Below are 22,809 nucleotides of genomic sequence, written 5' to 3' on the forward strand. Positions count from 1 at the left end.
TCCGACCATGAACAAGCGCCTTTTCCGCCTCAAATTCGATCCCGCGCGCGGCATGCTCATCCCGGCAGGTGAGGGCGTACGTTCCCGCGGACCTTCATCGGGGCGTCGATTGACGCGCATCGCCGCGTTGATAGCCGCACTCGGGGGGCTACCAATGGCGGCGCAGGCGGTCGGCACGATGCCGTCGTCGGTGGCGCTCGCACAGGCGCGGGCCATGGCCAGTGGCGTGCCGCTGAACAATCTGCCGGTACAGGCCGGAAACTTCAATCAGCAGGGTCGCGCCACGGTCAATCAGCCTAACGCGAAGGACATGGTGATCACCCAACAGGATGGCAAGGTCATCCTGAACTGGGCCAGCTTCGACATCGGCAAGGGGTATTCGGTCGAGTTCGTGCAGCCGGAAAACGGATCGGCGCTGAACCGGATCCAGTCGGCTGATCCGTCGCTCATCCTCGGCAATCTTCGCGCCAACGGCGAAGTGCTGCTGTACAACGCGAACGGCGTCATCTTTGGCCCGAACGCACGGGTCGATGTGTCGAGTTTTGTCGCGACCACGCTCAACATCGCAGACAGCCTGTTCAACAGTGGATTCCGCAACGTGACCGACGGTACGCCGTCCTTCGGCGGAAATGACGCCAATCCGAACGGCTTCATCCGGGTCGAGAATGGCGCCGAGATTCGCGCCGCCGCGGGCGGGCAGGTACTTATGTTCGCGCCGCGCGTGCTGAACGAAGGTCGTATCGACGCACCGGGCGGTCAGGTCGGGCTGGCTGCGGGCCAGAAGGTGTACCTCCGCTCGTCCTTGAACGCCGCTGAGCGCGGTCTGCTGATCGAGGTCGACCCGTTCGAGAACAGCAGCGTCGCTGGAATAAATACGGTCGAGAACGCGAAATCGCAGAAGTACTGGGTCGACGTGACCTATGTCGATGCGGACGGCAATGCGGTCAGCCGCGCCGGTCTGCCCGCCGGGCTGTCGGATGCGCAGCGATACACGCTGATCGCCGACAAGCGCCTCGAGTACTGGGTGGATGCGGATGGCAAGGTGGTCAGCGAAGCGAGCTACGCCGCGCTCACCCCTTCCCAGCGGGCGAGCATGATCGCCTCGGGTCAGCTTGTGGCGCGTACGCTCACCGAAAGAAGCGAGACCTTGAGCGACGCCGATGTGGCTGCGCTGACGCCCGAGCAGCGTCAGCAGCGCATCGCCGAGAACCGGCTGGTCGAGCGCATCAACGAGATAGTGACCGAACGCGGCATCACGACGATGGTCGGCATGGCAGTGCGCCAGATGGGCACTGTGCGCGCGACCACCGCGGTGAAGGGTCAGAACGGCTCCATCCGTCTTCTTGCCCACGGGCGCACTCGTACCACCACATCGGACGGCGTCACTTCGCGGGTCGCCGATGAGCTGGGCGAACTGGTAATCGGCGAGGGCAGCCTGACCCAGGTGACGCCAGTCCTCGTGGCCGGCCAGACCCAGCTCGATGCGGAAAACTTCTATGCGTCGTCCGTCCGTGGCGAGGGCAAGTCCGTATCGATCGAGTCGGGGGCTGTTGTCCGCGCGACCGGTGGCGCCATAGACATCCGCGCCAGCGCCACTCCGAGCTCGTCGCCGCTGTTCAATGGCACGGTGCCCGGCGGCAATGACGGCAGCCGCATCGTGGTTGCCTCCAACGTGCTGCTCGATGTGTCCGGGGTTAAGGGGCTGGAACTCGACATGGGCCGCAACCAGATGAGCGGTCGGCTGTTTGCGATCAACCTGGCTGACTCGCCGCTGCAGCGCGACGGCGTGCTCTATCGCGAGAACATCCGTTTCGACGCACGGGAGGGCGTCGAAGTCGCGGACGTGACCGACTTCTACAACCTGATTCCGCGCTCGGCCGCGGAGTTGAGCACCGCCGGCGGCACCATCTCGCTTCGCTCCGACGGCGCCGTCGTGATCGCGGATGGCGCCAAGCTCGATGTGTCCGGCGGCAGCATCCGTTACAAGGAAGGCACGATCGCCACGACGCTGGTCCGTTCCGGCAACCGCATCTACCGCATCGACGAGGCGCCGAAAGACCTCGTGTACGACGAAATCCTGGACGTCGAGCGCATCACCCGCGTGGCCAGCTACGTCGAGGGCAAGGACGGGGGCACTGTCACGGTCGCCGGACGCCAGGTCGTGATGCAAGGTGAGGTCGTGGGCAGGACCGCACCGGGCGTGTTGCAGCGGGGCGACTTCTCGGCGACCGGCGAGTCGGTCGCAGTGTTCGACAAGCACCGTCTGCGGCCGAAGGCAGGCGCGCTGGTCCTCGGCATGGAAGTGGCAGGGTCGGCCGATCGCTATGTGTCGAATGTCATGCTGGATGATGCCGGTGCGCAGGATCTTCCCGATGGATTCTGGAACGCGCCCACGACAGCGTCGTTGGGCAGCGCCGGAACTACGGTCCGTCTGTCGCAGGATGCGCTTGAACGTGGCGGCGTCGGCCGGCTCACCATCCTGGCGAACGGCACGGTCAGTCAAGGTGTCGGCAGTGCGCTGGATCTCGGCAATGCTGGCCAGCTTGCGATTACCGCAGGGCGTGTCGTGATGGACGGAGGGGTGCGTGCGGCCGGCGGCAGTATCGCCCTGACCTCCGCATCGACCGCAGGCTTCACCGGGCTCGACCGCTCGGTCGTTCTGGGCAGCCAGGCCAGCCTGAGTACGGCGGGACGCTGGGTCAATGACCGCGTGCGCAACGTGGAAGGGCCGGGTGATGTGGCGATCAACGGGGGCTCGATCACGTTGGCGGGTCTGGCGGGCGTCGAACTCGCGCAGGGCTCGTCGATCGACGTGTCGGCGGGTGCGTGGCAGTCGACCGAGCGCCAGCTTGCCTATGGCGATGCGGGCAATCTGACCATCCGCCACAACATCGCTTCAGCCGATGTGAATAACCCGAACACGCCGTGGTCGCTGGTGCTGAACGGAAGCTTGAGCGGCTATGGCTTCAAGGATGGCGGCACGCTGAACCTCACGGTTCCGTCGCTGCATCTCGGACAGAATTCAGGCAGCGGCTTCACGCTGTCCTCGGGCTTCTTGAACAGCGGTGGCTTTCAGAACATCGCCTTTGTCAGCCTCGGCGATATCGAGATCGGCTCCTACACCAGCGGCACCAACGCCTCCGGCCAGACGGTCCGCACTGAACAGGCGATGACCGTGAGCGCGGTGCTGAGCAACCGCATGCTCAACCCCACCGCCTACATGCGTCAGGCCGACGGCGAGCTGACGCCCGGTCTTTACTCTCTGGTGCTGTTGCCGGAAGCGGAGCGCGAGGCGATGAACCTCCAGTTCCTCGCCGTACGGACGCCGGATGTCGCGCTGGACGCCAATGGGCGACCATATGCAGGATCGAGCGTACACATCGGCGAGAAGGCCACGATACAGACTGAAGCTGGTGGGTCCATCACGGTGGCCGCCGGCCGCTCGGTCACCGTCGAGGGCGCTCTGTCGACGCCGGGCGGGGCGATCTCTCTGAATATCGGCGGCAGTTACAAGGATGCCGACGGCAAGGACATCGCCAGCATATCGGCCGTGCGCGGCGGCAGCTCCGGATCGCCGGACAGCGCAGGCCGCATTGCCGATCAGGCCATCTATCTGACCGACACGGCGAAGCTGCTGGCGCGCGGTGTGCTGGACAGCACCACTGCAACCGGCGGCCGCGTGCGGGGTACGCTTTATGACGGCGGTGATGTGACGATCAATGCGCGCCGCGGGCATGTTGTTGCGGAAGCCGGATCGGTGATCGACGTGAGTGGCGTCAACGGTGCCACCCATCTCTATGTGAACCGCACCGACGCGCAGCAGCAGTACGGCAATGCGGGTTCGATCACGGTCAGTTCTCCGGAGGGCATCCACATGGATGCCGATCTGCGCGCCGGTACCGAAGACGCGCGGGCCACGCGCGGCAGCCTGTCGATGACGCTCACGCGTAATGGATTGGACAACTACACGTCAGGAGCCGCGTATTCGACGAGGGAGCGACAACTTGTCCTGACTTCCGCGGACAGGGTTCTGGAGTATGCGCCGAACGCGACGACCGGAAAGGATGAGGCAACGGTCTCTCCGGGCGCCGATCTGGATGCGATCCTTGGCAACGGCCAACTGAAGGTGTCCGCCAGACGCCTGTCGACGGCCGGTTTCGACACGATCAAGCTCAGTGCCGACGACCGTATGGTGATCGAGAACTCGCTCTCGCTGACGGCCGAACGGTCGCTGCAACTGTTCGCATCGAACATCCAGGTTCAGGGCAACGCCAACGCGTTGTTCAGCGCGCAGCACGTTGCGTTCGGCGACGCGGGCATCCGGCGCGTCGACGGCGGCCTGGTGTCCACGTCGACACCGGCTGCCGTTGCCGCAGCGGCAGGTCAGCAATCGAACCTGACCGTCCGTGCCTCGGTGATCGACGTGATCGGATCAGTGGGACTGTCCGGTATCCAGAACACCGAGCTCGATGCTTCGCTCGGCGGTCGCACCGATGGAGTGATACGTCTCCAGGGCCGGCTGGTGGGTGATGCGGACACCACCCTGGATGGCGCGCTCCTGTTTGCCGATCGAGTGGTGATGCACGCAGGTCAGGTCTATCCGACCACGATGTCGCGCTTCAGCATCACCGGCCTGGGCGGATCGTCGCTGCAGTTCTCGTCGCCGAAGGGCGCACGGCCGGGCACGCCGTTGTCCGCATATGGATCGCTGAATCTGACCGCAGACACGATCGAGTTCACCGGCCGCGACAGCCAGAGCCGGGGAGGCGTCGTGCGTACGCCCTTCGGCAGCTTGGTGGTGAAGGCTGCGGATGCGATCACGATAGGCGCCGGTGCGGAACTGTCTGCATCGGGCGCCGGTGTGGTGGTGCCGGTTGGCACCACCATCAACGGAAGCCAGTGGATCTATTCGCCGGGTGGCATCGGCAGCGAGAACGTCGTGTCGCTGGACGAGGCGCCGGTCGCCAAGGAATTGCGCATTGATGCCCCCCACCTGAACGTGTCCGGCGAGGCTACCGTGTCGGTGGCGGGTGGAGGAGACCTGCAGGCCTGGGAGTTCGTATCCGGTGCGACAGGCACCGCGGATACGCTGACCCGCGATGGGCTGTTCGCCATCGTCAAGGGCTACAACTTCGACTTTGCACCGGTGGATGCGGAGATCGCCGCGTCCGGCGCCATGCCGGCGATGGGTACGCGCATCGTCATTCCGGAGGGCGTGCCCGGACTGCCGGCCGGCGAATACACGCTGCTGCCGGCCCGTTATGCGCTTCTCCCCGGTGCCTACGTTGTGTCTGCCGCAGCCGCCAACATCCGTGCAGATGCAGGCACCTTCGTGAGACCGGACGGCAGCATCGAACTGTCCGCCCACACCAGACTCGCGAATTCGTCCGTCCGGGAAGACGTTCATCAGCGCTACGTGATCGAGCCGGGTGCGACCTATTTGTCGAAGTCCGGTTACGTGGTCACGTCAGGCAGCGAGTTCTATCGCGATCGCGCAGAACGGCTGGACGTTGCCGTGCCGCGCGTACCGGTCGATGCCGGACGACTTTCCCTGGTATCTGCCAATGCCTTCGACTGGCGAGCGTCCATAGACCTGTCCGCCACGCGCGATGCCAAGGGTCAGGCGGTGGGGCGAGCGGGACAGCTTGATCTGAGCATGTCCCGACTGGCTGTGGTCGACGGTGACGAAGACGCTCCGGAGGGCTACGCTGCGGTCAGTGCCCGGAGCCTCAGTGGCTCCGGCGCCGAGAGCATTCTGCTGGGTGGATACCGCAGCGGCCCGGACAGCGCGCTGACGCTCACCACCACAGCATCGAGCGTTCTCGTGCTGGCGGACGATGTTGCCATCTCCGCAGGTGAACTGATGTTCGCTGCGCTCGACGACATACGGATAGGCGACGGCGTATCTCTCGTTGCGACGGGTGCCGGAGCATCCACGGCCAGCAGCATGGGATTGTCCGGAGATGGCGCCTTCGTGCGCGTCAGCGCTGACCGGGGGCTGGCCCTGACGCGCGGCAATGCGACGCTGGGAACGGGCGGTTCGCTCACTTTCGGTTCGGGAGTATCGCTGACCGGCGCCGAGGTTCAGATCGATGCGACAGGCCAGTACACGCTGGCAGCCGGTTCGCAACCCGTTCTTTCGGCGCAGTCCCTCAGCATCGGCGCGCGCCGGATCTCGATAGGTTCGGCGTCGCCGGAGGACGACGGCCTGCAGCTGCAGGGCGAACTGCTGACGTCGGCGCTGGGCGTCGACGCGCTGGCCCTGCGCAGCTACTCGACAATAGATCTTGCGGCCGGAACCGCGCTTCAGGGCAGTCGCCCGACCGGCTTCTCGTCTCTGGTGCTCGATGCGCCGACGCTGCGCAGTCTGGGTGGCACGGGCAGTCTGGTCACAGCTGCCGCGGCGGACGTATTACTGACGAACACGTCCGGCCTCAGCGCCGATGCAAGCGGAGAGGGACGGCTGGAGGTGAAGGCTGCACCGCCGGTGCGTGAAGGCCGCACAGGCGGTCTCACCGTGGGACCAGGCGTCATGGCCATGGCCTTCTCCGACACGGTTCTGGAATCGACCGGTGACATCGTTTTCGATGGCACGGGCGGAGTGAAGGCGGCGGGCGACCTGTCACTGAGTGCCGCCCGCGTTACCGCTGCAACCGCAGCGAACGCCGCGGTGAGTGCAGCGGGCACGCTGACGGTATCCGGCAATGGCGACGCACGGACACTGGATGAGCAGACGGGCGTGGGTGCGGCACTGACATTCAGTGCGGATCGGATCGTGCAGGCCGGACACATCCGGGCCGATGCGGGACGTCTCGATTTCATTGCCACCGGCAGTGGAGATGCGCTCTCCTTTGCCGAAGGATCGGTGACCGAGGCACGCGGATTCAAGACCACGACCGTGGATGGCCATGCCTACTACGCCGACGGGGGCGCGATCAGCGCGACCGCCAGCGCAGGAACCGTGCAGGTCGATGGCGCCCTCGACGTGTCCGCACAGATCGGCGGCGGCAACGGTGGATCGCTTGCGCTGTCCGCGAAATCGGGTCGCGTTGTCTTCGGCGAGCAGGTAAGAGTGGCCGGGGGAGCAGGGGCCGGCGGGCTGGGCGGTAGATTCTTGATCGATGCTGCCACGCTGGCCGACGGCGGCTCATCGCTTGATCATGTTGCCAGCCTGATCGGCGCCGCCGACGTCGTCGACGCGATGGGGAAGGTCGTGCGCGCGGGAGGGTTTGATCATGCGGTGTCGATACGGGTACGTACGGGCGATGTCGCGCTGGACTCGGCGATCAAGGCGCACACCGTGAATCTGGCCGCCGACGCGGGCAGTCTCACGCTGGGCGCGAACAGCCGGATCGATGCCGACAGCGATGCGGGCGGTGTCGTCGGCGTGTTTGCAGGCGGAGACCTGAACATGCTCTCCGGCGCATCGATCGGCGCACGTTCGATGCGCGTGGGCGCCCAGGGTGGGGATGTCGTACTGGCCAGCACGGCTGGCCGTATCGATCTGGAACAGGGCGCACAGATCGACGTCGGGGGCGACGATGCGCTCGACGGACGGATCACGCTGCGGGCCCAGCGCGACGGCAACAGCGTGAAGATCGATACGGTCGGTGCCTCATGGAACGCGGGCACGCTGGCGGTCGAGGCCGTGCGCACCTATACCGGAACCGCCGTCTCCACCGGCAACAGCTCCGGCTCCACGGTGGGTCAGACGACGGTGGCCACTGACACCAGCAATTACATGAGCAATCGTGTCGCCGTGCTGCAGGCACTCGGCTTTACCGACGACGCCCGCGCGCACCTGCGTGCCGGCGTCGAGATCGTGTCCGCGGGAGATCTGACGGTCAGCAGCGACTGGAACCTGTGGTCGGCCACTCGTGCCGGCGGTGAACCTGGCTATCTGACGCTGCGGGCCGAAGGCAATCTGAACGTCAATGGCTCGATCAGTGACGGCTTCAACAATGCGACGCGGACCGGCACGCTGCAGGCTGGAGAGTCCTGGTCCTATCGCCTGGTGGCCGGAGCGGACATGACGGCCGCGGACATGATGCAGACTCGCGAAGGCACCGGCGATCTGACTGTCGCCGGCAACAAGATGGTGCGTACCGGTACCGGTTCGATCGAGATGGCGGCCGGCCGCGACATCGTGCTCGCGAGTGCCTCGAACACACCCGCCGTTGTGTACGTTGCGGGTAGCCTGACCACCCCCGCGAAGGTCAGCGATCCCATTTTGAATGGTGTCGTGGACGATGCATTCTCGTCGCGTACCAACGCGGTGTTTTCGTCGCGGGGCGGACGGGTGGTGCTTGACGCTGGGCGTGACATCAACAGCGCGGTATCAAACCAGCTGATCAACAACTGGTTCTTCCGCACCGGCTCTCCAAACGAGACGGGAGAACAGGCCGGTACCTTCAAATCGTCCAGCTACCTCGCCTGGTGGACGCGTTTCGATCTGTACAAGCAGGGCGTCGGGTCCTTCGGCGGAGGCAGCGTGACAGTCGAGGCAGGGCGCGATGTAAGCAACCTCTCGGTGGTGGCGCCGACCGCGGCCTACATGTCGTCCGCACGGCCGGATGCGTCACGTCTTACCGTGCTCAATGGTGGCGATGTCGACGTGCGGGCAGGTGGCGACATCCGTGGGGGAACCTACTTCGTCGGGCGCGGCGAGGGCCGTCTTGCCGCCGGCGGAGCGATCGCGGCCGGAGCTCCCATCACCAGCCAGATCGGTTCGCTGGCGCCGGTGCTTGCGGTGATGGACGGTCAATGGAGCGTTTCCGCGCGTGGAGACATTTCGCTGGCGGGGGTGTTCAATCCGACGCTGTTCTCGACGAACCAGTCGCTAATCAGCTCCAACATCTCCGCGTTGTATTCCACCTATTCCGATGACGCGTCCGTGGGGGTCAGTTCGACTGCGGGTGACGTGAGCTGGGCCGCACCGAGCTCGACCACGCTCAGCCGCATTGCTACGGCGCCCTCGGCGGCTTCCGGCGAACGTCTGAGCTTCACCGCCGCGACGGATCTGCCGCTGTTCAATCTGACGCCAGCAAAGGTGTCGGTCGTTGCGCATGCGGGCGACCTGACGGTGGATGTCCCCGGCGGATCGGGTCTGCTGCTGTATCCACATGCGGATGGAAACATCGAGCTGTATGCGGCCGGAGATATCGATCTGAACAGCTCGATCCGTATCACCGATATCGATCCGTCACGCGTTCCCGGTGTGGGTGCGCCCATCGACGCGAGCGGCCGCAAGGCGGTGTCCGACATGCTGATCGCGACACGGTTGACGACCGCGGGCCTGTTCACCGCATTGCATGCAAACGATGATGTACCGATGCGCATTCAGGCAGGCGGAGACATCACGCTGTCCGGTGGCACGACGACGCGTATCTGGTCGCCGAAACAAGCCATCATCACGGCAGGCGGAGATATTTCCAATCTCGATCTCGTCGGCCAGCACCATCATGCGGACCACATCACAACGATCAAGGCGGGCGGGTCGATCTCCAACAGCACCACGGTGAACACCGCAGGCCTGATCTCCGTGTCAGGCCCGGGCCTGCTGGAGATCGAAGCCGGAAGGCAGATCGATCTCGGACGTTCGGCTGGGGTGCAGACGGTGGGCAATCTGTACAACAGCACCCTGCCCGGTGATGGCGCGAACATTTCGATGACCGCCGGCATGAGGGCGACGCTGGACGTCGATGCGTTCCGCAAGAGCTATCTCGATGCGGGTGACAGCGAGTCGTCCGACAACCGCGCAGCGCTGATCGCCTATGTGAACGGTCTGCTGGGGCTGAAGCCGGATACTTCGCTGTCTGTCGAGGCGCAATACGCGCTGGCGCTCCAGCGCTTCGAGGCCTTCTCCGCCGATTCACAGATTGCGTTCGCCCGACAGGTGCTGAATGGTGCCTTCGTGGATACTTATCTGGGCAGTGATGGTCCTTACACGCAGGCGTGGGAGACCTGGGCGTCGCGCTACGCCCTCGATCCGGCCGTGACCCGTGGCGATGGATTCGACCGTTTCGTCCGCACTGTCGTGATGTCGGAGTTGCAGGCCGGCGGCCTGCAAGGCAGTGCGGCAACGACGCTCGCCGAGCGCGATGCGGGTTACGGCCGCGGCTTCCGTGCACTGGAACTGGCTGGACTGGCGGGACCGCTTGACTTCGCGACCGGCGACATCAACATCGTCGAGAGCAAGGTGCACACTCAGCGCGGAGGGGATATCAGCTTCTACGCGCCTGCAGGCAACGTGAACGTCGGTCTGAGTTCGTCGGCGCAACTTGTGGGGGGGCAGGTCGAGAAATCGCAGTCCGAACGCGGCGTCGTGGCGTTCAACGGCGGTAGCATCCGTTCGTTCTCCGATGGGGACTTCCAGGTCAACACACAGAAGGTGTTCGTGATCGGCCAGGGAGACGTGATGCTGTGGAGCTCGAACGGCAACATCGACTCCGGTCGCGGCTCGAACAACACAGTGACGGTGCCCGCCGCCGTCCCGACGCTCGACAGTAGCGGCAACGTGGTATTCCAGATTCCGCCGCTCGCCACAGGCAGCGGCATCGGCATTCTCGAACCGCAGGACGGCAACGCTGAGGGCGCAGTCTTCCTTTATGCGCCGCGCGGCGAGATCATCGCGCTCGATGCCAGCATCCGTGGTCCTGAGATCAATCTGGGCGCGGAGGTGGTTCGCGGCGCCGACAACATCGTCGGTGGGTCCGTCACGGGTGTCGCTGCGGCGCCCGTAGCGGTCTCGGTGGGTGCGTTGGGGGCGGTCGCGAGCCAAGGCGAAAGTCGTTCCGCCGCGGGGCAGCCGCAAAGTGATCCGGAGAAGAGCGAAGCGTCCCGCCGCAACTCGATACTGACTGTGGAACTGATTGGCTTGGGCGACGGTGCTACGGGTTCGGGTTGTCAGCCCGATGACAAGGACTGTGAGTCGGCGACGAGCGCCAACTGACGGCGTTTAGCCTGCAGCGAGTACATCGCGCAGCCGCCCCAGCGGCGCCAGGTCGTAGCCGCCCAGTCGGGCGGCGAGGTCGCGGCTGTCGTCGCTGGCCAGTTCGGCCAGCAACTGTTGCAGCAGGGCGCGGAAGTAGAGGGTGCGCGGCATCACGAGGTCGAGCGCTTCGCTGCCCAGCGGCAGGAAGTGCAGATTGAATTCGCCGGCCGCGGCGCGGGTGCCCGGCGCGCAGTCGCCGGCGCCGCTGGCGACCATGAAGGCGGCTTCGCGTTCGGTGGCGGCGACCTGTATCGCCTCCGGCGCGTTAATGCCGGCGGCGGCGCAGGCCTGGGCGAAGAAGTGCTGCGAGCCGGCGCCTTCGCCGCGCTGAATGAGCCGCGGGCGGCGCTCGAACAGTTCGCGCAGGCCGCCGACGGCGGGCAGCGTGCGCGACAGCATGACGCCCTGTTCGCGCAGCGCCAGCTGCACCATCACCCAGTTTGAACTGCCGGTGTATTCGCGCAGCAGCAGCGCGTGCCGGCGCGTCGCGTGGTGCGCCTCGCCCCAGTGGATGGGGCAGGCATTGGCGCGCCGCTGGGCCAGCAGCGCCAGGCCTTTGCGCGTGCCGCAGGGGCTGTAGGCGATCAGCGTGCCGTCGTCGGCGCGCTGCGCCAGCCGGGCGATGCTGTGTGCCAGCCAGGGATCGTCGCTGCCGGCGATCAGCAGGCGGTCGGCCAGCACGCCGCCGTGCGTCGATTCGAGCAGCCAGTCGTCGAGCAGCTTGCGCGGGAACAGCCACTTGCCGGTCACCTTGGTGGCCGGAATGCCGCTGTCCTGGATCATCGCGTACAGCGTCTTCTCGTTCAGGTGCAGGTAGGCAGCCGCTTCGCGCGCCGTCAGGTAGGGCGAGGGTGTCGTGTCGTCGCCGTCGGCGCTCACGTTCAGATCAGGCCTTCGAACGGGATCACGCCCACCGGGTCGCCGACCGCGACGTTGCCGACGTGGTCGTCGAGCACGATGATGCAGTTGGCGTCGCACATCGAGCGCAGGATGCCCGAACCCTGGGCGCCGGTGACCGTGGCGTGCCAGCGGCCGTCGCGCAGTTCGAGGATGCCGCGCTGGTACTCGGTGCGGCCCGGCTGCTTCTTCATCGCGCTGCCGCTGATCGCGTCGAAGCGGATCGGCGCCGGCACCGGCGACGCACCCATCAGCGTCAGCAGCGCCTCGCGTGCGAAGAAGTAGAAGGTGATCATCGTCGCGACCGGATTGCCCGGCAGACCGAACAGCAAGGTGTCGCGGCCGCCCTTGGTGAGCCGGCCGAAGGCCATCGGCCGGCCTGGCTTCATCGCGATCTTCCAGAAGGTGACTTCGCCGAGACTGGCGAGGATTTCGCGAACGAAGTCCGCTTCGCCCACCGACACGCCACCGCTGGTGATGATGGCGTCCACCTCGCCAACCGCCGATTCGAGCGCGGCCGACAGCGCCTCGCGCGTGTCGCGCGCAACACCGAGATCCACCACCTCGCAGCCGAGCCGCGTCAGCATGGCGGTCAGCGTGTAGCGGTTGCTGTCGTAGATGCCGCCTTCGCGCGGCGCGTCGCCGATCGACATCACCTCGTCGCCGGTCGACAGCACGCCGACGCGCACGCGGCGCACCACCGTCAGTTCCGGCACGCCGAGCGAGGCGGCGAGACCGATGTCGGACGGGCGCAGCAGGCGGCCGGCGCGCAGCGCGGATTCGCCCGCCTTCAGGTCTTCGCCGGCGCGGCGCCGGTTCTGGCCGGCCTTCTGGCCGGGCGGGACGATGACGTTGTCACCCTCCACCTTCGCGGTTTCCTGGATCGCCACCGTGTCGGCGCCACGCGGCATGACGGCGCCGGTCATGATGCGCACCGCCTGGCCCGGGCCGACCTCACCGTCCCAGGCGTGGCCGGCGTAGGCGGTGCCGACCACGGTCAGCCGCGTCTCGGCGTCGGTCGACAGGTCGGCGTGGCGCACGGCGTAGCCGTCCATCGCCGAGTTGTCGTGCGGCGGCACGCTGACCGGCGAAATGACGTCGACGGCGAGCACGCGGCCGAGCGCGTCGCGCACCGGCACGCGCTGGGTGCCGGCGACCTGCGAGCAGGCGGCGAGGATGTGGGCGCGGGCGTCCGCGACCGGAGTGAAGCGATCTGTCATGAGGCGTCGGGCCGCGCAGCGAGCGTGGCCAGTTCATTGAGCGTGTTGATGTTGGCGAAGGCGTCGGCGTCGTCGTCGAAGGGCACCTCGACCACCTTGAGCGCCGAGTACCAGAGGTCGACCTTGCGACCACCGCTTTCGAGGAATTGTGTCAGACCGGGCAGCACGTGCGCGCGCACCAGGCTGAATACCGGATGCGGCTGGTCGCCGGTGATGGCCACCGCGAGGTCTGCGCCTTCGCGCTCCAGCGCCGCGCGCAGTCGCGCGACCAAATCGAGCGGCAGGAAGGGCGAATCGCAGGGGCTGGTCACCAGAAGCGGCGTCGTGCAGGCGCTCAGGCCCGCGTGCAGCCCGGCCAGCGGGCCGGCGAAGCCGCCGATCGCGTCCGCCACGACCGGGTGACCGAAGGCGGCGTAGCGTTCGATGTTCTGGTTGGCGTTGATGATGAGTGCATCGACCTGCGGCGCCAGACGGCGGATCACGTGCGCCACCATGGGTTCGTCGCGGAAGTCCTGCAGGCCCTTGTCCACGCCGCCCATGCGGCGGCCGAGGCCGCCGGCCAGCACCAGTCCGGTGATCGCCTCACTCATGCACCTTCTCCATCGCGCACGAAGCGCTGCATGCCGGTCAGCAGCAGGTAGTGCTTGCCCTGCGAGCGACCGATCATCGTGATGCCCACCTGTTGCGCGATGTCGTAACCCATCTGCGTGAGCCCCGAGCGCGACACCAGGAAGGGGATGCCCATCTGTGCGGCCTTGATCACCATTTCCGAGGTGAGGCGGCCGGTGGTGTAGAAAATCTTGTCGCCGCCCTCGACGCCATCCAGCCACATGTGGCCGGCGATGGCGTCCACCGCGTTGTGGCGGCCGACGTCCTCGACGAAGTACAGCAACTCGTCGCCGCGGAACAGCGCGCACCCGTGCACGGCACCCGCCTGCTTGTAGATGGTTTCGTGTTTGCGCACCACGTCGAGCATCGCGTACAGCGTCGTTTCGGTCAGGCGCGCGTCTTCAGGCAGGCGGATGCGTTCGATGTCGTCCATCAGGTCGCCGAACACCGTGCCCTGGCCGCAGCCGGTGGTGACCGTCTTGGTCGCCATGCGCGCGTCGAGGTCGGCCACGCCGGCGCGGGTGGTGACCGCGGCGGCGTTCACGTCCCAGTCCACCTGCACCGACAGGATGTCGTCGATCGCCGGCAGCAGACGCTGGTTGCGCAGATAGCCGATCACCAGCGCTTCCGGCGCGCCGCCCAGCGTCATCAGCGTCACCAGTTCGCGCTTGTCGAGATAGACGGTGAGCGGGTGCTCGCCGGCGATCGCGGTCGGCACCGTTTCGCCACGTTCGTTGATGGCGGGAATCTCTATCGTGGCGGGTCGTGCGGCGTCGGTCAGTTCGGGTCTGTGCACACTATCCACCGATGTAGGACATCTCGATTTTTCTTGCGGCGGCGGTTTCCGCGGTGCGGATTTCGGAGTAACGGTCGCCGCGCTGCTGCCAGATGGCGCCGATGGCCGACAGCATTTCTTCGTCGCTGCGGCCTTCGCGCAGCAGCGCGCGCAGGTCGTGCCCTTCGGTCGCGAAAAGACAGGTGAATATCTTGCCCTCGGTCGACAGCCGGGCGCGCGTACAGGACGAACAGAAAGCCTGGGTCACTGACGAGATGACGCCCACCTCGCCGCTGCCGTCGGTGTAGCGCCAGCGCTGCGCGACTTCGCCGGGGTAGTTCGGATCTACCGGCGCCAGCGGCATTTCGGCATGGATGCGCGCGATGACGTCGGCACTGGGCAGCACTTCGTCCATTTTCCAGCCGTTGCTTGAGCCCACGTCCATGAACTCGATGAAGCGCACGATGTGGCCGCTGCCCTTGAAGTGGCGTGCCATCGGCACGATGGCGTGGTCGTTGGTGCCGCGCTTGACCACCATGTTCACCTTGACCGGCGCCAGCCCGACGGCATGCGCGGCGTCTATGCCTTCGAGCACGCGCGAGACCGGGAAGTCGACGTCGTTCATCATGCGGAAGGTGGCGTCGTCGATCGCGTCGAGGCTGACGGTGACGCGGGTGAGCCCGGCGTCGCGCAGCGCGCGTGCCTTCTGTTTCAGCAGCGCGCCATTGGTGGTCAGCGTCAGTTCGACCGGCAGCTTCGCCAGTCGCTCGATCAGCTTCTCGACATCCTTGCGCAGCAGCGGCTCGCCGCCGGTGATGCGCAACTTGTTGACGCCGTGCGCGACAAACAGACGCGCGATGCGCTCGATCTCCTCGAAACTCAACAGATCGCTGCGCGCCAGATAGGGGTAGTCCTTGTCGAACACCTCTTTCGGCATGCAGTAGATGCAGCGGAAGTTGCAGCGGTCGGTGACCGAGATGCGCAGGTCGCGCACGGCGCGGCCACGCGTGTCGAGCAGCGTGCCGGTCGCCGGAATCGGCGTCTCCGGCACCTGTGCCGTTGCGCGTCCGGCGGTGCGGATGTCCAGCAGATGTATGATCTTTTCGCTCATGGACGGTGCGGCGTGAGCCGTTTCCTTGCTCCGGCTCCGTTTGACAGAAAGGCAGAGGAAGATTTCGTGGAAACCAGCCCCGTCACCCTCAGGTTGGCCGTGATTATGGAGCGCAGGGTACTGCACAACAAGTGGACAGACCATGCCTGGGAAGCGCGCGCGCTTTTGCCAGAGGGCCCGGAAAGCCCTGATGCGCCAAGGGTTTTTGCGCAGACCGATGAAGCGACCCAGTGGCTGTTCCCGCCGCTGGAGCTGACGCTCTACACCGACGAGGCCGACAACTACCTGCTCAACGTGACCGCCGCCGAGCCGCGCATCTTCGTCATGTGGCGGCCGGACGACGAGGCCGATCCGCCGGTGCGACCGATGCAGATCAGTGCCAGCTACGGCGAGGCGGCGCGCTGGATGGACTCTGGCGAGAAGGTCGATGGCCTGACCATGCCGGCCGACATGCGCGACTGGGTCGAGGATTTCGCGCGCCGCTTCCAGAAGCCGCCGGAGCCGCGCAAACCGAAGCGCTTCGCCAAGACAGGCGATGGCAATACGCACTACGGCGGCGTGCGCGGAGGCGGCCATGAACGATGATCCGGTCAAGGGTTTCCTCGGCCGCTGGTCGCGGCTGAAACGCGAGGCGGCAGCGGCCGAGACGCTGCCGGTCGAGGCGCCGGTTGCCCCGGTGGCGCAGCAGGTGCCGGATGCCGCACAGGCAGAGCCTGACACCGTTGCGCCGGACGAACCGCCACCGCTCGAATCGCTGGGCTTCGACTCCGACTACCGCGCCTTCCTCGGCCAGAAGGTGGACGAGGGCCTGAAGCGCGCGGCGCTGAAGAAGCTGTTCCACACGCCGCACTTCAACACGATGGACGGGCTGGACGTCTATATCGAGGACTTCAACCTGTACGAGCCGTTGCCGGCGTCCATGGTGTCGCAGCTCGCGCACGCGAAGGAAACGCTGAACCCGACGCTGCCTGACAACTGGCTCACTTCGGTGCCGGACGAGGCGCCGCCCGCCGTGCCGGCGCTGACCGAGGCCCCTGCGGATGAGGCGGCAGCGACCGCGCTGGACAGTCCGGCGGACGAAGACGAGAGTGTGGCGACCGAGTCGAACGAGATCGAGCGCTTGCCGAGCGAGTTGCCCGTGTCGTCCGACAACGCCGGAAGTAATTCCAGGTCGGAATAGTCCGTTCTGTTCTCAGGTGATCTGGCACGAAGGCTGCAAAAGCCTTGCTGGAGGAGCCTGACTACATGAACAACGCCCACAAGGCGATCCAGCTGTGCAGCTGCAATGGCACGGTGGAGATCGACATCAGAAGACTGGGTGACGCGCTGGCGCTGGACGCCACCGATCTACCGGTCCTTGAGCCCGCCCGGCAGCTGTGCGGCCGCGATGCCGCCGCCTTCACCACCGCACTCGGCGGGGCGGCCGACGCCATCGTCGGCTGCACGCAGGAAGCTGCGCTGCTGCGCGAGGTGGCCGACGAGGCCGGCGCGACGACGGGTCTCACCTTCATCAATCTGCGCGACATCGGTGGACGCGGCCCGCGCGGCAGCGACTCGACGCCGTCAGTCGCCGCACAACTGGCGATGGCGCGCATGGCCGAGCCCGCGCCGGCACCGGCCGTCAGCTACGCGTCGTCGGGTCAGTTGCTCATCATCGGGCCGGCCGGCGCTGCGCTCGGCTGGGCGCAGGAGGTGCAGCGGCAATACGGCGACCGCCTTGCACTCAGCGTACTGATCACCGGCCACGATGGCAGCGAGCTGCCGGTACGCCGCGACTGGCCGGTCATGACCGGCCGCGACGTGACGGTGAGCGGCTGGCTTGGCGCATTCGACGTGAGCTGGGCGCGCGCCAACGCGATCGACCTCGATGCCTGCGTGCGCTGCAATGCCTGCATCGACGCCTGTCCGGAGGGCGCCATCGGCTATGACTACCAGGTCGATGCCGCCCGTTGTACCGGCCATCGCGCCTGCGTCAAGGCCTGTGCCGACATCGGCGCCATCGATTTCGCCGCCGTCGGTACCGTGCGCAGCGAGCGCTACGACCTGGTGCTCGATCTGTCCGAACCGGCGCTGATCCGCATCCCGCATCCGCCGCAGGGCTACGCCGCACCGGGCCGCGATCCGCTCGAACAGTCGTTGGCGCTGCAGAAGCTCGCCGGCATGGTGGGCGAATTCGAAAAGCCGAAGTTCTTCAATTACAAGCAGTCGGTCTGCGCGCACAGCCGCAACAGCAAGCAGGGCTGCAATCGCTGCATCGACGTCTGTTCGACCTCGGCCATCCGCGCCGACGGCGACGGCGTGTTCGTCGAGCCGCACCTGTGCATGGGTTGCGGCGCCTGTGCGACAGTTTGTCCCACCGGCGCGATGCGCTACGCCTACCCATCGGCGTCCGATGTTGCGCTGCGCATCAAGGCGGCACTGCAGGCCTGGCGCGCCGCTGGCGGCCGCGCACCGCGCGTCGTGTTCCACAACGAAACGCAGGGTGAGGAGGTGCTGGCGCTGGCCGGCCGCCGTCGCGGACTGCCCGCCGACCTGCTGCCGGTGGCCGTGCATGACGTCGCTGCGGTCGGGCTGGAACTGATGCTCGCGACGCTGTGCTACGGCGCTGCACAATGCGTCATTCTGTCGCACGACGACCAGCCGGATGCCTACCGCGAGGCGACGGCGGGGCAGATGGCGCTCGGTCGCACGATCCTCTCCGCACTCGGCCATCCGGCGTCTGCGCTGGCCGCGGTGGTGGCGGACGACGCCGCTACGCTGATCGGCGCACTCGACGCTGCCGTCGCGCCGGCGCAGTCCTGTCCGCCGGCCAGCTTCGCGCTGCCGGTCGAGAAGCGCGGCGCGCTCGAGTTCTGCATCGATCACCTGGCCCGCCACGCGACGCAGAGGGTCGAGGCCATCGCGCTGCCGGCCGGTGCGCCCTTCGGCGCGGTCAACATCGACAAGGCCGCCTGTACCTTGTGCATGAGCTGCGTCGGCGCCTGTCCGGCCTCGGCCCTGATGGATGGCGGCGAGCGGCCGGCGCTGCGCTTCCTCGAACGCAACTGCGTGCAGTGCGGCCTGTGCGTGAACACCTGTCCGGAGAATGCGCTGTCGCTCGAACCGCGCCTGCTGATCGGCGACGCGGTGCGGCGCGAACGCGTGCTGAACGAAACCGAACCTTTCCATTGCATCAGCTGCGGTACGCCCTTCGGCACGAAGCAGATGATCGATGCGATGACCGGCAGGCTGTCCGCGCATTCGATGTTCGCAAGCGGCGATGCGCTGCGCCGGCTGCAGATGTGTGCCGACTGTCGCGTCATCGACATGATGAAGGCGAAGGGTGGCGAGACCACGGTGTTCGACACATGAACGCACCCACTCCACAAACACTCGCTTTCGTGCGCGACCCGGTCAGCGACGAGGACACGGCTCGCGCCAATCACTACGCACTGCTGTCGCGGCTGCTGCATGCGGCACCCGATGCCTCGCTGCTCGGCATGCTGGCCGCCTCCGGCGACTGGCCGATCGACGACGCCGCGCCGTCGGCCGAGGCGGTGCTCATGGCACAGGCCTGGAACGGGCTGTGTGCGGCGTCGGCAGCGATGGATCCGGCCGCTGCGCAGGATGAGTTCGACGCGCTGTTCGGTGGCGTCGGCCGGCCTGAGATCGTCGTTTTCGGCTCCTTCTACCTGGCCGGCTTCGTCAACGAGAAGCCGCTGGTGAAGCTGCGCGACGACCTGGCGGCGCTGGGCCTGGCGCGGACGCAGGGCGAGTCGCTGCCCGAGGACCACATCGCCGCGGTATGCGACGTGATGCGTCTGCTGCTGACCGACACCACGCGGAGCGCCTCTGAGCGCGCACATGCGCAGGACCGCTTCTTCACCACTCACATCCAGCCCTGGTACGGCGCGCTGTGCGACGCGCTCGATGCCGCAGCGGGCGCCAATTTCTACCGCCGTGTTTCGCAGTACGCGCGCAGCTTTCTCGACGTCGAGGCGGCGGCGCTGACCATAGATCCATGAAGTGACCTACAACTGAAGAGCCAACACCCTGAACCGGGCAGTCATCACGAGGAGGACAGAGCAATGACCGAAAAAGCCAACCTGAAACGTCGTCAGTTCCTGCTGACCGCGGGCGTCGGCGGCGTGAGCGCCGCGGCGGCTGTGGTGGCCGTGCGGTCGACCGGCAGCGATGCCGGCGCGACCGCCACCACCGCGCAGACGGACAGGAGCGGATACCGCATGACCGAGCACATCGCGGCCTACTACCGCACCGCCCGCGTCTGATCCCGAGGAGAGCCAACATGACATTGACCCGCAAATCGGCTGGTGGCGCGCGCGCGCAATCGCGTCTGGCGCGCCCGGCAGCGGCGGCTTCGCCGCGTACGATGGACCGCCGCACCTTTCTCAAGCGTTCCGGCATGACCGCAGGTGCCGGCGCCTTCGCATCTGCATTGCCCTTCTCGATGGTCGAGCGCGCACAGGCCGCCAACCCGTCGGCGGCCGGCGGCAAGGTGGAAGTGAAGCGCACGGTCTGTACCCACTGTTCGGTCGGCTGTGCCATCGATGCCGAAGTCGTGAACGGTGTCTGGGTCGGCCAGGAGCCGGTGTTCGACAGCCCGATCAATATGGGCGCGCACTGCGCCAAAGGCGCGTCGATCCGCGAGCACGGCCACGGTGAACACCGGCTGCGCTATCCGATGAAGCTGGTCGACGGCAAGTGGGTGCGCATGTCCTGGGACGATGCGCTGAACGAACTGTCGGCGCGCCTGCTGAAGCTGCGCGAGGAGAGCGGCCCGGACAGCGTGTACTGGATCGGCTCGTCCAAGCACAACAACGAGCAGGCCTACATGATGCGCAAGTTCGTGTCGATGTGGGGCACCAACAACTGCGACCACCAGGCGCGCATCTGCCACTCGACCACGGTGGCCGGTGTAGCCAACACGTGGGGGTATGGTGCGATGACCAACTCCTACAACGACATGCAGAACTCGAAGGCGATCTTCTTCATGGGGTCGAACGCCGCCGAGGCGCATCCGGTGTCGCTGCTGCACATCCTGCACGCGAAGGAGAACGGGGCGAAGATCATCGTCGCCGATCCGCGCTTCACGCGCACCGCGGCCAAGGCCGACCACTTCGTGCGCATCCGCTCGGGTTCCGACATCGCCATCCTGTACGGCGTGCTGCGCCACATCTTCGAGAACGGCTGGGAGGACAAGCAGTACATTGAGGATCGCGTGTTCGGCATGGACAAGATCCGCGACGAGGCGATGAAGTGGACCGCCGACAAGGTCGAAGAAGTCAGCGGCGTGCCGGATGATCAGGTGAAGCTGATCGCGGAAACGATGGCCAAGAACAAGCCGTCCACCGTGGTGTGGTGCATGGGCCAGACCCAGCACACGACCGGCAACGCCATCGTGCGCATGATGTGCAATCTGCAACTCGCCCTCGGCAACGTTGGTGTGGCGGGCGGCGGCACCAACATCTTCCGCGGCCACGACAACGTGCAGGGCGCGACCGACGTCGGCCCGAACCCGGATTCGCTGCCCGGCTATTACGGCATCGCGACCGGTTCGTGGAAGCACTGGGCCAATGTGTGGGGCGTCGATTACGAGTGGCTGAAGGGCCGCTTCGCGTCGCAGGCGCTGATGGAGAAGTCCGGCATCACGGTATCGCGCTGGATCGACGGCGTGACCGAGAAGAACGAACTGATCGACCAGGACCCGAACCTGCGCGCAGTGGTGTTCTGGGGCCACGCGCCGAACTCGCAGACGCGCGGCAAGGACATGCTGGAGGCGATGAAGGCGCTCGACACCCTGGTGGTGATCGATCCCTATCCGTCGGCCACCGCGGCGATGGCGGCCAGCGCTCGCAAGGACGGCGTGTACCTGCTGCCGGCCGCGACGCAGTTCGAGTGCGAAGGCTCCTGCACCGCGTCGAACCGCTCGCTCCAGTGGCGCGAGAAGGTGATCGAGCCGCTGTGGGAGTCCAAGCCCGATCACACCATCATGTATCTGTTCGCGCAGAAGTTCGGCTTCGCCGAGCAGTTCACGAAGAACGTGAAGGTGACCAACAACGAGCCCAGCGTCGAAGACATCCTGCGCGAGATCAACCGCGGCACCTGGACCATCGGCTACACCGGCCAGTCGCCGGAGCGGCTGAAGATCCACATGCGCAACATGCAGGTGTTCGACCCGAAGACGCTGAAGGCCAAGGGCGGCATCGACAAGGAAACCGGCTACGTGCTCGACGGCGAATACTTCGGTTTGCCGTGGCCGTGCTATGGCACGCCGGAGATGAAGCACCCGGGCTCGCCCAATCTGTACGACACCTCGAAGCACGTGATGGACGGCGGCGGCAACTTCCGCGCCAACTTCGGCGTCGAGAAGGACGGCACCAGCCTGCTGGCGGCCGACGGCTCCGCGTCGAAGGGCGCCGACCTCCAGTTCGGCTATCCCGAGTTCGACCACGTGCTGCTGAAGAAGCTGGGCTGGTGGGAAGAGTTGACCGAGGACGAGAAGAAGAAGGCCGAGGGCAAGAACTGGAAGACCGACCCGTCGGGCGGCATCATCCGCGTCGCGATGAAGAACCACGGCTGCCACCCTTTCGGCAACGCCAAGGCGCGCGCAGTGGTGTGGAACTTCCCGGACCCGGTGCCGGTGCATCGCGAACCCCTCTTCTCGCCGCGTGCCGACCTGGTCGCCAAGTACCCGACGCACGAGGACAAGAAGGCCTTCTGGCGCCTGCCCACGTTGTACAAGAGCGTGCAGGACCAGTTCGCCAATGTCGGCAAGGACTACCCGCTGATCATGACTTCGGGCCGTCTGGTCGAGTACGAGGGCGGTGGTGACGAGACGCGCTCCAACCCCTGGCTGGCCGAGCTGCAGCAGAACATGTTCGTCGAGATCAACCCGCGGGCGGCCAACGACCGCGGCATCCGCGACAAGGACATGGTGTGGGTGAAGTCGCCCAGCGGCGCGCAGATCAAGGTGCAGGCGATGGTGACCGAGCGGGTCGGGCCGGACACGGTGTTCCTGCCCTTCCACTTCGCAGGCCACTGGATGGGTAAGGACCTGATCGACAGCTACCCGGAAGGAGCTGCACCGGTCGTGCGTGGCGAGGCGGTCAACACCGCCACGACCTACGGCTACGACGCGGTGACCATGATGCAGGAAACCAAGACCACGGTCTGCCAGATCATGAAGGCCTGACGCGGGCGCGAT

12 protein-coding genes are annotated in these 22,809 nt (G+C 66.3%); 7 read left to right on the forward strand and 5 right to left on the reverse strand.

From position 1 onward, the window contains the following. Window positions 1–7: 7 nt before the first annotated feature. Entirely contained in the window at window positions 8–10,951 is a 10,944-nt protein-coding gene (locus AC51BJ_RS13990; protein WP_496280628.1) for a filamentous hemagglutinin family protein, read from the forward strand. A gap of 6 nt (window positions 10,952–10,957) precedes the next feature. On the opposite strand, the gene AC51BJ_RS13995 is transcribed toward AC51BJ_RS13990, so the two are convergent. Genes AC51BJ_RS13995 through moaA form a run of 5 tightly spaced genes read right to left on the reverse strand, consistent with a single transcriptional unit; the run spans window position 10,958 to window position 15,605 of the window. After that, on the reverse strand, window positions 10,958–11,872 hold the full coding sequence (locus AC51BJ_RS13995) for a substrate-binding domain-containing protein (protein ID WP_496280629.1): 915 nt from the start codon (window positions 11,870–11,872) through the stop codon (window positions 10,958–10,960). Between the two features lie 2 nt (window positions 11,873–11,874). After that, window positions 11,875–13,110 carry a molybdopterin molybdotransferase MoeA gene (moeA, locus tag AC51BJ_RS14000; RefSeq protein ID WP_496280630.1) on the reverse strand — a complete coding sequence of 412 codons (1,236 nt, stop codon included), beginning with the start codon at window positions 13,108–13,110 and terminating at the stop codon, window positions 11,875–11,877. Continuing rightward, window positions 13,107–13,700 (reverse strand): molybdenum cofactor guanylyltransferase MobA, encoded by a 594-nt coding sequence (gene mobA, locus AC51BJ_RS14005; RefSeq protein WP_019917097.1) that lies wholly within the window; start codon window positions 13,698–13,700, stop codon window positions 13,107–13,109. Before mobA ends, moeA begins: the two co-directional genes overlap by 4 nt. Then, complete coding sequence (locus AC51BJ_RS14010) at window positions 13,697–14,515, reverse strand: formate dehydrogenase accessory sulfurtransferase FdhD (protein ID WP_496280631.1); 819 nt, start codon at window positions 14,513–14,515, stop codon at window positions 13,697–13,699. Before AC51BJ_RS14010 ends, mobA begins: the two co-directional genes overlap by 4 nt. Window position 14,516: 1 nt before the next feature. Continuing rightward, entirely contained in the window at window positions 14,517–15,605 is a 1,089-nt protein-coding gene (moaA, locus tag AC51BJ_RS14015) for a GTP 3',8-cyclase MoaA (protein ID WP_496280632.1), read from the reverse strand. 12 nt (window positions 15,606–15,617) lie between these two features. Here moaA and AC51BJ_RS14020 point away from each other — a divergent pair, with 12 nt between their 5' ends. From AC51BJ_RS14020 to AC51BJ_RS14045, 6 genes are all read left to right on the forward strand, one after another. Next, window positions 15,618–16,190 (forward strand): DUF3305 domain-containing protein, encoded by a 573-nt coding sequence (locus tag AC51BJ_RS14020; RefSeq protein ID WP_496280633.1) that lies wholly within the window; start codon window positions 15,618–15,620, stop codon window positions 16,188–16,190. After that, on the forward strand, window positions 16,180–16,785 hold the full coding sequence (locus AC51BJ_RS14025; protein ID WP_496280634.1) for a DUF3306 domain-containing protein: 606 nt from the start codon (window positions 16,180–16,182) through the stop codon (window positions 16,783–16,785). Before AC51BJ_RS14020 ends, AC51BJ_RS14025 begins: the two co-directional genes overlap by 11 nt. A gap of 65 nt (window positions 16,786–16,850) precedes the next feature. Further along, window positions 16,851–18,956 carry a 4Fe-4S binding protein gene (locus AC51BJ_RS14030; RefSeq protein ID WP_496280635.1) on the forward strand — a complete coding sequence of 702 codons (2,106 nt, stop codon included), beginning with the start codon at window positions 16,851–16,853 and terminating at the stop codon, window positions 18,954–18,956. Continuing rightward, the gene (locus tag AC51BJ_RS14035) at window positions 18,953–19,609 is read left to right on the forward strand and encodes a TorD/DmsD family molecular chaperone (protein WP_430434913.1); all 657 of its coding nucleotides are present in this window, start codon (window positions 18,953–18,955) and stop codon (window positions 19,607–19,609) included. The genes AC51BJ_RS14030 and AC51BJ_RS14035 overlap by 4 nt, the downstream gene beginning before the upstream one ends. A gap of 63 nt (window positions 19,610–19,672) precedes the next feature. Continuing rightward, entirely contained in the window at window positions 19,673–19,873 is a 201-nt protein-coding gene (locus AC51BJ_RS14040) for a hypothetical protein (RefSeq protein WP_020165592.1), read from the forward strand. A gap of 17 nt (window positions 19,874–19,890) precedes the next feature. Beyond that, a complete protein-coding gene (locus tag AC51BJ_RS14045) occupies window positions 19,891–22,797 on the forward strand; it encodes a formate dehydrogenase subunit alpha (RefSeq protein WP_496280636.1) in 2,907 nt (968 codons plus the stop codon). Window positions 22,798–22,809 lie beyond the last annotated feature (12 nt).

Source organism: Methyloversatilis sp. S146-33 (genome assembly GCF_059552495.1).